Raw genomic sequence first — 13,750 nt, forward strand, 5'->3', positions numbered from 1 at the left:
GGGCGCCGCGAGATCGGCGGAGGGAACCGCCCGGACCCCGCCTGACCGCGGGTGGACCACCGCCCGGACGGCCGCCTGACCGGCGGATGGGAACCGTCCGGGCGCCATCCCGCCACACGGTCCCCGCGCCAGAGCTGCGCCGGCGCGGGGACCGTCGGCGCGCCCGTCCCCCTGACCACCGGCCGCAACGCCGCCCTGGTCGCCGGTCGCATCGGCGGCAGACGTGACAATCGTGCCTGTGACCTCCGATCCGGCGCTCATCTCCGTCACGCCGCTCCTGGCGGTGGTCCTGGTACTGCTCGTCGCGGCGGGCGCGGCCGTCTCCCGGCTCGGCGGGCTGGGCCACACCCGGGCCGTGGTGACCGCCTGCCTGCGCGCCGCGGTCCAGCTCGGCGCGGTCTCGCTGCTGATCACCTACGTGATCGCCGTCCGCCCGGCCGTCCTGGCGTTCCTGCTTCTCATGTACGGCGTCGCCGCGTACACCGCCGGGCGGCGGATCACCAGGAGCCGTGCGGCGTGGTGGGCCGCGGTGCCGCTGGGCGCGGGGACGCTGCCGGTGCTCCTGCTGCTGACCGGCACCGGCGCCACCCCGACGGACAGCATCGTGCTCATCCCGATCGCCGGCATCCTGCTCGGCGGCTGCCTCACGGCGACCGCGCTGGCCGGGCGCCGGGCCGTGGACGAGCTGGTGCAGCGCGCGGGAGAGGTGGAGGCGGCGCTGTCGCTCGGGTTCGGCCCGCGTGCGGCGGCGCTGGAGATCTGCCGCCCGGCCGCCGCGCAGGCGCTGGTGCCGGCGCTGGACCAGACGCGGACGGTGGGCCTGGTCGTGCTGCCGGGGGCGTTCGTCGGGATGCTGCTCGGCGGGGCGAGCCCGATCCTGGCGGGCGTGGTGCAGCTCGTCGTGCTGGTGGCGCTGGTGGCGGCCGAGGCGGTGGCCGTACTGGTGACGATCGAACTGGTCGCGCGCGGCCGGTTCCCGCTCCCGGCGCGCGAGTGACCCGCGGGGCGGTGACCCGCGCGGGAACGACCCCGCGCGGGAGCGAATCGCGCGGAGTGACCCGCGCGGGGCCGCGGCTCGGTGCGTGGCTCGGTGCGTGGCTCGGTGCGTGGCTCGGTGCGTGGCTCGGTGCGTGGCTCGGTGCGTGGCTCAGCCGCCGAGCCAGTCCAGCCATTCGCCGTGCGGCCCGGCCGTCGCGACCGGTTCCTCGTCCAGCGCCAGCAGGAACGCGAGACGGCCCTCGGGGAGCGGGCGGGTGAGCCGGGCGCGCACCGAGGGCAGCCGCGGCGAGCCCTCGTTGGAGATCCAGCGCGCCGGCAGGTCGCGCATGGTGGCCACGAACCGGTCCCTGGCCTCCTCGTCCAGGTAGGGCATGACCGCGCTGTGGTAGACGACCGGCGTCGCGTCCGGCGGCGCCTGCGCGACCACCTCGCGGATCACGTCGTTCATGTCGCCGCGGACCAGGTGCGGCGGGTCGGCCACGGCCGCCAGGGCCGCGCCGCGCAGCCGGGCCAGCCGGTCGTCCTGGCCGGGCCAGACCAGGCACTCCAGCCAGCGCAGCGTGGCCTCCTCGCGCACGTCCAGCGGGTTGAGGTCGATCCCCGCCCGCCAGACCACCCGGGGCAGCCGCTCCGGCACCGGGACCTCGCCGTTCGTCCGGCAGGTCAGGACGAGCGGGCCCGCGCCGGCGCCGATCGGCGGCCGGTCGTCGTAGCGGTAGCCGTACCGGTCGGGGTAGAGGCACAGCCCGGCCGAGGCGCCCACCTCGATGAGGGCCAGCGGCTGGGGCAGGGCGGCCAGCAGCGGCAGCAGGCTCGCGCACCGGCCGATCTCGTTGGTCTGGGTGGAGCGGGCCAGTATCGTGCCGGCCAGGCCGGTCCAGTGCGCCGCCGCCCAGTCGCGGAACGCGCCGGAGTCCTCGACCGGGCCGCCGAGGAAGCGCGCCGCGGCCAGCAGCAGGTTCGGCTGCCGCTTCACCGGCGGCAGCCCGTCGATGAGGGCGATCAGTCCCGGGTCGGCCGCGATGTCCGCCGCCAGCTTCTCGTAGACCGGGGAGTGCCCGGCCACCTCCTCCCGCGCGAAAGCCCGGTAACGCTCCGCAGTGTCCACCCTGCCCGCTCCCTTCGCCGTGACCTGCCCCCCGAGTCCGCATTGTCCTGCGACGAAGCCCCTCCGGTAAACACCGGGCAGCAGGTTTGCACACGTACAGGCGGGGCAGGCCGTGCCCATATGACTACTTAGCGTGAGGGGTCGTGTCGCCGTGACGACGAACCACCTGGCCACGGTCCTCGCGTCCGCCGGTCCGGCGGCCCCGGCCGACCTGCTGGCGGCCCGGATGCAGATGGCGCTGTCGCTGGGCTGGCACATCATCCTCGCCTGCATGGGCGTCGGCATGCCGGTGCTGCTGTTCGTCGCGGAGTGGCGGGCCGTGCGGCGCGGCGACGGGGTGTGCCTGACGCTGGTGCGCCGGTGGGCCAGGGCGGTGGGCGTGCTGTTCGCCGTCGGCGCCGTCTCGGGGACCATCCTGAGCTTCGAGATGGGTCTGCTGTGGCCCGGCCTGATGGGGACGTACGGGCAGGTCATCGGGTTGCCGTTCGCGCTGGAGGGGATCGCCTTCTTCATCGAGGCGATCTTCCTCGGCATCTACCTCTACGCCTGGGACCGGCTGCCTCCGGCGGCCCACCTGCTCACCCTGGTGCCGGTGCTCCTCGCCGGGGTGGCGTCGGCGTTCTTCGTGGTGACCGCCAACGCGTGGATGAACGACCCGCAGGGCTTCACCGTCGAGGGCGGCCGGGTGACCGTGGTGGAGCCGTGGGCGGCCATGTTCAACCCGGCCACCCCGCCGCAGACGCTGCACATGATCCTCGCCGCTTTCATGGTCGCCGGTTTCGCGGTGGCGGGCGTCTACGCGGTGGCGCTGCTGCGCGGGCGGCGGGACCGGTACCACCGGCTGGGGTTCCTCATCCCCTTCACGTTCGCCGCGGTGGTCACCCCCTTCCAGGTGCTGGCCGGCGACTACGCCGCGCGTTACCTCGCCGCCCGCCAGCCCACCAAGCTGGCCGCCGCGGAAGGGCTCTTCCACACCGGGCCGAACGCGCCGCTGCACCTGGGCGGGCTGGTGATCGGCGATCAGGTGCGCTACTCCGTGGAGATCCCCGACGGGCTCTCGCTGCTCGTCGGCGGGAGCCCGGACACCGTGGTGCGGGGGCTGGACGCGACGCCGGTCGCCGACCGCCCGCCGGTCGCGGTGGTGCACCTGGCCTTCGACACGATGGTCGCGCTCGGCGTCTTCCTGCTGCTGCTGTCCGCCTGGTTCGCCCTGACCTGGTGGCGCCGCCGCGACCTGCCGCGCTCGCCGTGGTTCCTGCGCCTGGCCGCCGTCTCCGGCGTGGCCGCCGCGGTGGCGGTGGAGGCCGGCTGGGTCCTCACCGAGGTCGGCCGGCAACCGTGGGTCGTGTACGGCAGGCTGCGTACGGCCGACGCGGTCAACCCGGCCCCCGGGCTGTGGGTGAGCTTCGCCGTCGTCTGCGCCGTCTACGTCGTGCTCACCGTCGCCACCGTCTACGCGCTGCGGCTGCTGACCCGGGACGGCCCGCCGGTCGCGCCGCAGGAGGAGGAGGCCGGCCCCGCGCCCGAGGGGGCCACCTGATGGACTCGGCCCAGGTCACGCTGGCCGTGCTGTGGATCGGGCTGACGCTCTACGCGCTGTTCGCCGGCGCGGACTTCGGCGCCGGTCTGTGGGACCTGCTCGCCGGTCGCAGCGTCCCCGGCATGCCGCAACGCCGCCTGGTGGAACACGCCATCGGACCGGTGTGGGAGGCCAACCACGTCTGGCTGATCTTCGTGCTCGTGGTGCTGTGGACCGGTTTCCCACCCGTCTTCGCCGCCGTGATGTCCACCCTGTACATCCCGCTGACGCTGGCCGCGCTGGGCGTCATCGCCCGCGGCGCCGCCTTCGCCTTCCGCAAGGCGGCGCTGGAGCTGTGGCAGCGGCGGCTCTTCGGCGCGGCCTTCGCGCTGTCGTCGGTGCTGACGCCGTTCTTCCTCGGCACGGCGGCGGGCGCGGTCGCCTCCGGGCGGGTGCCGCCGGGGCTGGCCAGGGGCGACCTGCTCGGGAGCTGGCTGAGCCCGACCGGGGTGCTCGGCGGCCTGCTCGCCGTCGGCACCTGCGCCTACCTCGCGGCCGTCTACCTGTGCGACGACGCGGTGCGGGCCCGCTCGCCCGCGCTCGCCGCCGGGTTCCGCCGCAGGGCGCTGGTGACGGCGCTGGTCACGGGGCTGATCGCGCTCGGCGGCGTCGGCGTGCTGCGTTTCGACGCGCCGGGGCTCTACGCCGGGCTGACCGGGCGGGCGCTGCCGCTGGTGGCGCTGTCCGCGGTGGCCGGGCTGGCCGCGATCGCGCTGCTGTGGCGGCGGCGTTTCCTTCCCGCCAGGGTCGCCTCCGCGCTCGCGGTGACCGCGATCCTGTGGGGCTGGGCGGTCGCGCAGTACCCGCTGATGCTGCCGCCCGCGCTGGACTACCGGGCCGCCGCCGCGCACCCCGCGGTGCTGGTCACCGTCCTGGTCTGCCTGGGCGTCGGCGCGCTGCTGGTCCTCCCCTCGCTGGCCTGGCTGTACGTCTTCCAGCACCGCGGCCCGCACGGCGGTCACGAGGGGCACGACGGGCACGACGCCGCGGGGTGAGTCAGCGGAGGAGCCGGCGGTGACCGGCGCCGCGCCATTCCACGAGGAGCACGGTGGCGTCGTCCTGGAGCCGGTCGTCGTGGTAGGCGAGCAGGTCGCGGACGAGACGCCGCAGGGTCTCCGGCACCGGCATGCCCGCCGCGTGGTGCCGGATGACGAGATCGGTGAAACGGTCCAGGCCGAACTCCTCGCCCGCGGCGCTGCGCGCCTCGGTGATGCCGTCGGTGTAGAGGAGCACCCGGTCACCGGGTTCGAGCTGTTCGCGGCAGGACCGGACCGGGAGGCCGAGGTCGAGGCCGAGCGGGTGGGCGGGCGGGCAGCTCAGCGTGGTCTTCCAGCGTCCGCCGCGGATCAGCACCGGCGGCGGGTGGCCACGGTTGACCCAGGTCAGGACTCCGCTGGGGATGTGAAGGGTGGCCAGGATCGCCGTCGCGAAACGCTGGGCCCTGCCGAACTCCTGGATCAGCACCCGCTCGATCGTCTCGCTGGTCTCGGCCAGGCCGGTGCCGAGCCTGCGGCTGTGCCGGAAGGCGGCGACGGCGAGGTTGGCGGTGAGCCCGGCGGAGGTGTCGTGCCCCATCGCGTCGAAGACCGCGAGGCGCACCACGTCGCCGCTCAGTCCGTAGTCGAAGGCGTCGCCGGCGATCTCGTAGGCGGGTTCCAGCACGCCGCCGATCACCAGGTCGCCGGTGGCGAAGGTGAGCGGCGGGGCGAGGTTCCACGACATCTCGGCGGCGATGTGCATCGGCCGGGTCCGCACCAGCCGGTTGTAGAAGTCGCTGTAGGCGCGCTTGCTGATCAGCATCAGCGCGACCATGGACGCCAGGTGCCGGATGTCCTGCCGGGTCCGCTCGTCGGCGGCGCCGGCGTCGACCCACAGCACGCCCAGGCGTTCCGTGCCGTCCAGCAGCGGCACCCACCAGCCGCCCTCACCGCCGGAGGACAGCATCTCCAGCGACTGGAAGGCGCGCCCGGCGAGGGTGCCCTCGACCCGCAGGTCGGGCGGCCCGCCCTCGATGCCGCCCTCCAGCGGGCGGAGCAGCTCCTCCTGAAGGTCGGCGACGTAGATGGTGACGCCGCGCAGGCCGGCCCGCTCGGCGCGCCCCCTGACCAGGTCCGGCAGGCCCTCCATGGGGCACAGGTGGCTGGCCGCCAGCAGCTCGCGCAGGAGTTGCCCGCCGCTCGCCGTACCCTCGGCGGACTCCCCTGCCGGCGGCGCTCCGGTCCCCCCGCCCGGGTCTTCCCGCTCCGGGTCCTCCCGCTCCGGGCCGTTCACGCCCGTCCTTCACCGCCGGAGGCGTCGTCCGGTTCGGCGAGCCGGCCGAGCGCCTGGTCCACCTCCCTGCGGCTGTAGACGCCCTCGGGGAGCTCGTGCAGCCGGGCCAGCATCTCGGCGGGCAGCATCACGTGCCCGGAGGCGCAGGAGTAGATCTCCCGCCGGGTGGCGCGGGGACGATCGCGGTAGACCTCGTCGAGCACCTTCCGCATCTCGTCAAGCGCGGCACGGTCGGGCATCTCCATCCCCTCCTTCGATCGCGCTCTCCGGGCCCGTACCCACACTCGGGCGCCTCGACGCACGCCGGACCGCGCGGGCGACGGCCGCGGGTCAGGCGCCGGCGGCGGGGGACGCGACCGGCCCGGCGGGATCCCGCTGCGCGGCCGGGCCGTGGCGGCGGCCGGGCCGGCGCTCGCGGCGGGCTCCGCGGCGCGGAGCACGGGCGGCGGCCCGCTCGTACAGCTCCAGGTAGCGGTCGGCCATGACGGCGGGCGAGAAGCGCGTCCTGGCCTCCCTGCGGCACTCCTCGGGGTCGATCTCGCCCGCCCTGAGCACCATCTCGGCGAGCTCCTCCTCGGTGTCGGCGAGGAGGCCGGTGCGGCCGTGGTCGATGATCTCCGGGAGCACGCCGCGGCGCAGCCCGATCGGCGGGACGCCGAGTGCGAGCGCCTCCACCACGGCGGTGCCGCCCGGCTCGTCCCACTGGATGGGGAAGAGCGCGGCGCGGGCCGAGGCGTAGAGCCGGTCCCGGTCCTCGCCGCCGACCGCGCCCACCCAGCGGATCAGGTCGCCGTCGAGGAGCGGGGCCACCTGCTCGGCGTGGTACCGCACGTCGGGGTGGCCGTTGAGCGGGTGGCCGGGATCGGCGGTCACCGCGTCCAGCTCGGCCGGGCCGTCCAGCCCGCTGACCGGCCCGGCGAGGACGAGCGGCAGGCCGAGCGCGCGGCAGATCCGGGCCGCGACGTGCTGCCCCTTGAGCGCGCACACGCGGCCCATGACCACCAGGTGCTCCCCGCGCGGCACCCGCACATCGGCGCCGGCGAGCGGGGTGGCGAGGTGCACGGATCCGAGCGAGGCGGCGCGCAGCGCGGCGGGCGCCCGGCGCAGCTGGGAGTCCGAGACGCCGTTGACCGCGATCGAGGCGGGGAAGGACCGGTAGAACTCGGCGTGTTTGCGCAGGTCCCAGTGCAGCGTGTGGAGCACGGGCGGGCCGCCGAACGCGGAGAGCACGGCCGGGCCGACCACTTCCAGGTGGTCGTGCACGAGGTCGATGTCGTCGCGGCGGAGCAGCTCGGCGACCAGCCGCGCCTGGTGCGCGTGGGCGATGCCCATCACCTGGTTGTACGGCTTCTGCAGGTGCTCGAACTGGCCCTCGCCGTACACGCCGAGCAGTTCGTCCGCCTCGATCGAGGTGCCGCCCACCGAGGCGAGGACCACGTGCACCCCGCGTTCGCGCAGCGGCGGGATGAGGGTGGCGACGATGTTCTCGATGCCGCCGTAGCCGGTGGGCGGCACGGGCAGCCAGGGGCCGGCGTTCATCAGCACCTTCATGCGACGTCCTCCTTCACACCGGCCGGCCGGGGCAGCGTGGCCAGCGGCGGCCTCTCCGCGACGCTCACGTCGTGCCAGGTCGCCTGGCGGTCCGGGGCGAACTGGAGCAGGCCGGTCGAGGGCGGCTCGGAGGTGACGATCCGTCCCTGCCGTTCCAGCCGCGACCAGGCGGTCAGGATGATCTGCCCGGCCATCCTGCCCAGCGCGGTGGTGGACTGGTGGCTGTGCTCGCGGGAGCCCAGGTCGACCTGGGCCATCGCGTCGAGCCCGATCGTCTCCAGGAGGTCGACGAGGAGGCCGAACTCCACGCCGTACTCGGTGGCGAACGGCACCCGTTCCAGGGCGGTGCGCCGGGCCGCGTACTCGCCGCCGAGCGGCTGGACGAAACCCGCCAGCTCGGGCCAGTAGAGGTTGAGCAGCGGCCGGGCCACCAGCTCGGTGACCCGGCCGCCGGCGCCGCGCTGGACGGTGCCGTCGGGACCGGTGTAGGGGCGTTCGTAGGCGCCCTTGACGAACTGGATCCGCGGGTCGGTGAGCAGCGGGCCGAGCAGCCCCGAGATGAAGTGCGCGCCGAAGTTGCGCACGTCCGAGTCTGCGAACACGACCACGTCGCCGGTCGTGGCGGCGAGGCCCTTCCACAGCGCCTCGCCCTTGCCGGACAGCGGGGGCAGCTCGGGCAGCACCTGGTCCTGGTGCACGACGCGGGCCCCCGCGGCGGCGGCGCGGGCGGCGGTGGCGTCGGTGGAGCGGGAGTCGACCACGAGGATCTCGTCCACGAGCGGGACGGCCTCCACGAGGTCTCGGCGGATGATGGAGACGATCTCCCCCACCGTGCGCTCCTCGTCGCGGGCGGGCAGGACCACGCTGACCGTGGTGGGCCCCTTGGCGAGGAGCAGGGCGTCCAGGGGCCAGTCGACCGCGGTGCTGCTGTGCGGTCCGAGCCAGTCCTGCACGCGGGCCGGGTCTCGGGCGTCCCGGCCAGTGTAGGTCTCCATGCGGCTCCCGGTCGTCATCGCATCACGGATGGCACAGCTGCCCTAAATGTAGCCTTTTGAACATTGTTGTTTGCTCCTGCCTTCCTGAGGCATATGAGGGTGCGTGACGCCCATCACCCGTATCGGCATCATCGGGGCCGGCAACGTCGCGGCCCGCCACGCCTCCGTCCTCTCCGGCTTCCCCGACGTGACGATCGCGGGAGTCGCCGACACCGATCCGGGCCGGGCCGAGGCGCTCGCCTCCCGGTACGGCGCGCCCGCCCACCGCTCGCACACCGCCCTGCTGGACGCGGGCGGCCTCGACGCCGTCTACGTCTGCGTGCCGCCGTTCGCGCACGGCGCACCCGAACTCGACGCCCTGGCCGCCGGGCTGCCGCTCTTCGTGGAGAAGCCGCTCAGCCTCGACCTGGCCACCGCGGAGAAGATCTGCGCCGAGATCGCCAGGCGGGGCCTGGTCTCGGCCGTGGGCCACCACTGGCGCTACCTGGACACGCTGCGCAGGGCCGCCGCCCTGCTCGACGGCCGCCCGGTACGGCTGGCGCTCGGCCACTGGCTGGACAAGGTGCCCCCGGTGCCCTGGTGGCTGCGCAGGGAGATGTCCGGCGGCCAGGTGCTGGAACAGGCCGTGCACGTGCTGGACCTGGCCAGGGTGCTGGTGGGCGAGGTGGTCATGGTGCACGCCGTACCGGCCGCCAACACGGTGGACGGCGAGATCGACCGGGCCACCGCGGCGGTGCTGAGGTTCGCCGACGGCGCGGCGGGGCTGCTGGCCGCGAGTTCGCTGGCCGCGCACCGGCACCGGGTCGGCCTGGAGGTGCACACCGACGGCCTGGCGCTGGATCTGAGCGAGACCCGGCTCGTCGTCAACGGGGACACCGTCATCGAGGATCCCGGGCACGCCAAGACCCTGGTGGACCGGGAGTTCGTGAACGCGGTGCAGGGCCGGCCCGCCGACGTGCGGGTGCCCTACGAGGAGGCGCTGCGGACGCACCGGCTGGCGCTCGCGGTGGCGCGGTCGGCGGCCGAGGGCGGGCCGGTGACGACCCATGAGTGAGGTCCTGACGCTCAGCATCGACGCCCCCGGCGAGGTCACCTTCACCGGGGAGCGGCCCGGCGAGGTGCCCGCGGGCGGGCTGCGGGTCGAGACGCTCTACAGCGGCGTCTCGGCGGGCACCGAGCTGACCTACGTCAAGGGGGCCAACCCCTACCTGACCTCCACCTGGGACCCCGCGCTCGGCCTGTTCCGCCCGGGGCGGCCGTCGATCGCCTACCCGGTGCGCGGCCTGGGGTACATGCAGGTGGGCAGGGTGGTCGAGCGCCGCACCCGGGCGTTCACCGAGGGCGCGCTGGTCGCCATGGCGTACGGGCACCGCACGGCGTACGTCGCCGACCCGCTGGACGACCGGATCGTCGAACTGCCGCCCGGCCTCGACCCGCTGCTCGGCATCTACGTCGCGCACATGGGCCCCATCTGCGCGAACGGCCTGCTGCACGCCGCCGCCGACCTGTACGGCCCGGCCGTGCGCGACCTCGGCGACGGGGTGCGCGGGCGGCGGGTCGCGGTCACCGGCGCCGGGGTGGTCGGGCTGCTGGTGGCGTCGTTCGCGATCGATCGCGGCGCGGCCGAGGTCGTGGTGGTGGACGAGACGCCCGGCCGGCTGCGGATCGCCGAGGCGCTCGGCGCCCTGACGCTGCCCGCCCAGGAGGAACCGGAGGTGGTGCTGAAACGGCGCTGGCGGCACGGCCCGGCCGACCGCGGCGCCGACGTGGTCTTCCAGTGCCGCGGTCAGGCCAGGGCGCTGGCGACCGCGCTGAAGCTGCTGCGGCCCCAGGGCACCGTGATCGACCTGGCCTTCTACACCCGGGGCGCCGAGGAGGTGCGCCTGGGCGAGGAGTTCCACCACAACGGGCTGAGCCTGCGCTGCGCCCAGATCGGCAGGGTGCCCCGCGGGCTGGCGCACGCCTGGGACCGGGAACGGCTCTCGCACGAGGCGATCGGGCTGCTGCTGCGGCGCGGGGACCTGCTACGCGAACACGTGATCACCGACGTGGTGGACTTCGGCCTGGCGCCCGCCCTGCTGTGCGACCTGGCCGCCGGACGCCGCCAGGCGATCCAGGCGGTCCTGCGCCAGGACGTCCAGCACCAGGGCGGCCGACCAGCTGAAGTCGTGACTGCCGTGCCCCGTGAAGGCGAAGGGGTCGAAGTACTCCCGCATGCCCGCCTGGGTGACCGCCCGGACCATGCCGTCGGCGAGCGGCGCGGCGAGGTCCGGCCGGTACCGGCGCAGGCCCCGCCAGACCAGCCAGGTGAGGTTGATCCAGCTCGGCCCGCGCCAGTAGCGCGCGACGTCGAAGCCCGGCGCGCCGGGCGCGAGGCTCGGCAGCAGGCCGCGCTTGATCTCGAACCGGTCGGCCGCGGTGGCCGCCAGCTCGGCGGCGACCTCGGCCGGCAGGCCGGGCAGCAGCAGCGGGGTCAGCCCGGCGGCGCTGCCTGAGCGCAGCAGGCGGCCGGTGAGCACGTCCCTGGCGTGGAAGAGGCCGTCGGCGTAGAGGTGCTCGACCATCGCCCGGGTGACGGCCGCCGCTTCCCTGCGGTGCGGCTCCGGGTCCAGGCCGCAGACGCCGGCGATCTTCGCGAGGGCGGTCTCCGCCGTGCCGTACGCGGCGTTGAACAGCGGGTCCTCGACCTGGAACGCGCCGGCGCGCCGGTAGCCGGTGTCGCGGTAGGCGGCGGCCAGCGAGATGTAGCGCTCGTAGTCGGCGTCGGTGGGCCGCTCGTCGGCGCTGACGTGCGCGAGGTCCCGGCGTCGCGCGCCGAGCGGCGCCGGGGGCACGGCGGCCAGCGGCTCGTCCCAGGCCGGGCTGTTGTCCATGCCCGACTCCCACGGGTGCACGATCGACACCAGCCCGCGGGCGGAACGCCGCGCGGCGCGCAGGAACTCCTGCTGGGCGACGAGACGCGGGTAGATCCGGCGCAGGAACGCCGGGTCGGGGTCGGCCAGGTGCACCCGCCAGGCGGCCGGCGCGTGCACCGGCGGCTGCACGATCCCGGAGGTCGCGGCCCCGGCGGGCGCGCGGACGCCCCAGAAGGCCGGGCCGGGGAAGTAGGCGCCCTCGGGCACGGCCGGGTTGAACACGATGTGCGGCACCCGGCCGTCCCGCCACTGCGCCCCGAACAGCGCGAGCAGCTCGGTCCGCGCCCGGCGTGGCGCCCAGTGGGCGTTGCCGATCGCGACGAACGCGGAGTCCCAGCTCCACTGGTGGGGGTAGAGCCGCCGGGAGGGGACGGTGTGGTCGGCGTCCCAGTTGGCCACGAGGACCCGCACGGCGTCACGCCGGATCACAGGAACTTCCTGACGAAGGCGGCGGTCTGCGGGAGGGCCGTGCGGGGGTCGCCGCGCAGCCGGCACTCCAGGGCGAGGTAACCGTCGTAGCCGATCGCGTCGAGGGTGGCGAGCTGCGCCGCCCAGTCGAGGTGGCCGGTGCCCGGCTGGTTGCGGTTGGACTCGCTGATCTGCATGTGCGCGAGGTACGGCGCGGCCCGCGCGAGGGAGCGGCAGGGGTCGTCCTCCTCGATGTTCATGTGGTAGGTGTCGCCGGCGACCCTGATCGAGTCCGCCGAGCAGTACTCCACGGCCTCGGCGAGGGTGTTGACCATGTGGTTCTCGTACCGGTTGAGCGGCTCCAGCATGATGAGCACGCCTTCCCTCGCGGCGTGCTCGCCCAGCTCGCCGAGCGCGTCGGCGAGCACCTCCCTGTCCTCCTCCGCGGAGCGCGGCGGCTCGAAGGGCGGCAGCCGGCGGGAGAACTGCCCCCACGACGCGGGGGTCATCACGCCGAGCCCGCCCAGCTCGCCGATCACCGTGAGCTGTGAGCGGAGCTGCGTCACCGCGTCCCTGCGCCGTCCGGCGTCGAAGTCGCCGATGAAGTGCGTCATGTCCACGCACACGGTGGGCATCACGACCCCGTCGGCGAGCGCCCGGCGCAGCTCGGGCAGCCGCCCGGCGAAGTGCAGGTCGCCCTTGCCGCGCAGCTCTATGGCGTCGAACCCGGCCTCGACGGCGAACTCGAACTTCTCCTGCAACGTCTCGCCCGGCAGCAGTTGCTCCTGCGCGGCCAGCCTCATCACGGCTCCTCCCCGAACCTGAAGACGAGTTGCAGCACCTCGGCCGGACGCCGGTCGAGCAGCTCGAACGCCTCGGCCGCCCGGTCCGCCCCCACCACGTGGCTGACCAGCGCGCCGGTGTCCACCTCGCCCTTGAGCGCGAGGTCCATGAAGGTGCGCTGGAGGCGCTCGACATCCCACCGGTTGGCGAGCCAGGTGGCCACCCCGCCGATCTGGGAGGAGACGAGCTGCACCTGGTTGTGGTGGAACTCCTCGCCGAGCCGCAGCCCGATCCCGTCGCCCTGGTAGAAGCCGGCGGCGACGACCCTGCCGCCCCTGCGCACGGTCCTGATCGCCTCGTGCAGGCCCTGGTTGGTGCCGCTCAGCTCGATAGCGAGGTCCGTGCCCTCGACCCGCTTGCGGACGAACTCCGCCACCGACCCGCACCTGACGTCGAACGCCTCGGCCGCGCCGAACCGCCGGGCGAGTTCGAGACGGGCGGGGATCACGTCGGCGGCGACCACCCCGGCGCCGCTGAGCACGGCGAGGCGGGTGGCGAGCAGCCCGATGACGCCCTGCCCGAAGATCGCGACCTCGTCGCCGAGGTGCACGTCCGCGGCGTGCACGGCGTTGAGCGCGATGGCGCCCACCCTGGCGAAGACGCCGGTCAGGGGATCGGCGCCGGGCGGCAGCACGTGCCCGGCCACCTTGTCCGCGGGCAGCACGGCCTCCGCCCGGTGGCCCCACACGCCCCACACGAGGCTGCCGATCGGCGGGCCGCCGACGTCGGGGGCGGCCTCGACCACCTCGCCGACCTCCTGGTAGCCCCAGCCCGCCAGCGGGTAGGAGTGGGTCTGGCCCTCGGTGAAGAGCCTGTGCTCGGAGTCCCACCGCCGGCTGAGGTAGGGGTTGGTGCCGCGGTAGGCGGTCAGCTCGGTGCCCGCGGAAACGCCCGAGTAGATCGTCCTGACCCGGACGCAGCCGGGCTCAAGCTCGACGGGTGGCTCCGTCCGGAGGCTGACGACACCGGGCCCTTCAATCGTGATGACGCGCATGTCCCACACTTAAGCTTATTGATCAGACAAAAGATGTGAACTTAAGTTCGTTCCCAACGCGTTACCTATGTCAAGAACACTTATAAG

General features: G+C 74.5%; 12 protein-coding genes and 1 pseudogene. 5 read left to right on the forward strand and 8 right to left on the reverse strand.

What is annotated here, in order from left to right:
* The first annotated feature begins 238 nt into the window (after nt 1-238).
* Nucleotides 239-997 (forward strand): ABC transporter permease, encoded by a 759-nt coding sequence (locus tag QSK26_RS21375; protein ID WP_285776981.1) that lies wholly within the window; start codon nt 239-241, stop codon nt 995-997.
* 150 nt (nt 998-1,147) lie between these two features.
* Here the strand turns inward: QSK26_RS21375 and QSK26_RS21380 are convergent, their stop codons facing one another.
* Nucleotides 1,148-2,107 carry a DUF2332 domain-containing protein gene (locus QSK26_RS21380; protein WP_285776982.1) on the reverse strand — a complete coding sequence of 320 codons (960 nt, stop codon included), beginning with the start codon at nt 2,105-2,107 and terminating at the stop codon, nt 1,148-1,150.
* 133 nt (nt 2,108-2,240) lie between these two features.
* Here QSK26_RS21380 and QSK26_RS21385 point away from each other — a divergent pair, with 133 nt between their 5' ends.
* Together QSK26_RS21385 and QSK26_RS21390 are read left to right on the forward strand one after the other, a co-directional pair.
* Nucleotides 2,241-3,647, forward strand: coding sequence for a cytochrome ubiquinol oxidase subunit I (locus QSK26_RS21385; RefSeq protein ID WP_285776983.1), 1,407 nt, complete (start codon nt 2,241-2,243; stop codon nt 3,645-3,647).
* Nucleotides 3,647-4,681: a cytochrome d ubiquinol oxidase subunit II gene (locus tag QSK26_RS21390; RefSeq protein WP_285776984.1), complete on the forward strand. Its 1,035-nt coding sequence runs from the start codon at nt 3,647-3,649 to the stop codon at nt 4,679-4,681. The genes QSK26_RS21385 and QSK26_RS21390 overlap by 1 nt, the downstream gene beginning before the upstream one ends.
* A 1-nt stretch (nt 4,682) precedes the next feature.
* Here QSK26_RS21390 and QSK26_RS21395 read toward each other — a convergent pair whose 3' ends face one another.
* The 4 genes from QSK26_RS21395 to QSK26_RS21410 form a co-directional block, all read right to left on the reverse strand.
* Nucleotides 4,683-5,957 (reverse strand): PP2C family protein-serine/threonine phosphatase, encoded by a 1,275-nt coding sequence (locus QSK26_RS21395; RefSeq protein ID WP_285776985.1) that lies wholly within the window; start codon nt 5,955-5,957, stop codon nt 4,683-4,685.
* The gene (locus QSK26_RS21400; protein ID WP_285776986.1) at nt 5,954-6,196 is read right to left on the reverse strand and encodes a hypothetical protein; all 243 of its coding nucleotides are present in this window, start codon (nt 6,194-6,196) and stop codon (nt 5,954-5,956) included. The genes QSK26_RS21395 and QSK26_RS21400 overlap by 4 nt, the downstream gene beginning before the upstream one ends.
* Before the next feature lie 91 nt (nt 6,197-6,287).
* Nucleotides 6,288-7,508: a glycosyltransferase gene (locus tag QSK26_RS21405; RefSeq protein WP_285776987.1), complete on the reverse strand. Its 1,221-nt coding sequence runs from the start codon at nt 7,506-7,508 to the stop codon at nt 6,288-6,290.
* Complete coding sequence (locus QSK26_RS21410; protein ID WP_285776988.1) at nt 7,505-8,503, reverse strand: glucosyl-3-phosphoglycerate synthase; 999 nt, start codon at nt 8,501-8,503, stop codon at nt 7,505-7,507. The genes QSK26_RS21405 and QSK26_RS21410 overlap by 4 nt, the downstream gene beginning before the upstream one ends.
* Before the next feature lie 103 nt (nt 8,504-8,606).
* On the opposite strand from QSK26_RS21410, the gene QSK26_RS21415 reads away from it, so the two are divergent.
* Nucleotides 8,607-9,557 (forward strand): Gfo/Idh/MocA family protein, encoded by a 951-nt coding sequence (locus QSK26_RS21415; protein WP_285776989.1) that lies wholly within the window; start codon nt 8,607-8,609, stop codon nt 9,555-9,557.
* 406 nt (nt 9,558-9,963) lie between these two features.
* A pseudogene (locus QSK26_RS21420) lies at nt 9,964-10,383 on the forward strand (zinc-binding dehydrogenase); the annotation flags it as partial.
* 144 nt (nt 10,384-10,527) lie between these two features.
* Here the strand turns inward: QSK26_RS21420 and QSK26_RS21425 are convergent.
* Genes QSK26_RS21425 through QSK26_RS21435 form a run of 3 tightly spaced genes read right to left on the reverse strand, consistent with a single transcriptional unit; the run spans nt 10,528 to nt 13,663 of the window.
* Nucleotides 10,528-11,847, reverse strand: coding sequence for an MGH1-like glycoside hydrolase domain-containing protein (locus tag QSK26_RS21425; protein WP_285776990.1), 1,320 nt, complete (start codon nt 11,845-11,847; stop codon nt 10,528-10,530).
* A complete protein-coding gene (locus QSK26_RS21430; RefSeq protein ID WP_285776991.1) occupies nt 11,844-12,629 on the reverse strand; it encodes a sugar phosphate isomerase/epimerase family protein in 786 nt (261 codons plus the stop codon). The genes QSK26_RS21425 and QSK26_RS21430 overlap by 4 nt, the downstream gene beginning before the upstream one ends.
* Entirely contained in the window at nt 12,629-13,663 is a 1,035-nt protein-coding gene (locus tag QSK26_RS21435) for a zinc-binding dehydrogenase (RefSeq protein ID WP_285776992.1), read from the reverse strand. The genes QSK26_RS21430 and QSK26_RS21435 overlap by 1 nt, the downstream gene beginning before the upstream one ends.
* Nucleotides 13,664-13,750: the final 87 nt, after the last annotated feature.

Source organism: Microtetraspora sp. NBRC 13810, from assembly GCF_030268685.1.
Taxonomy (GTDB): domain Bacteria; phylum Actinomycetota; class Actinomycetes; order Streptosporangiales; family Streptosporangiaceae; genus BSRQ01.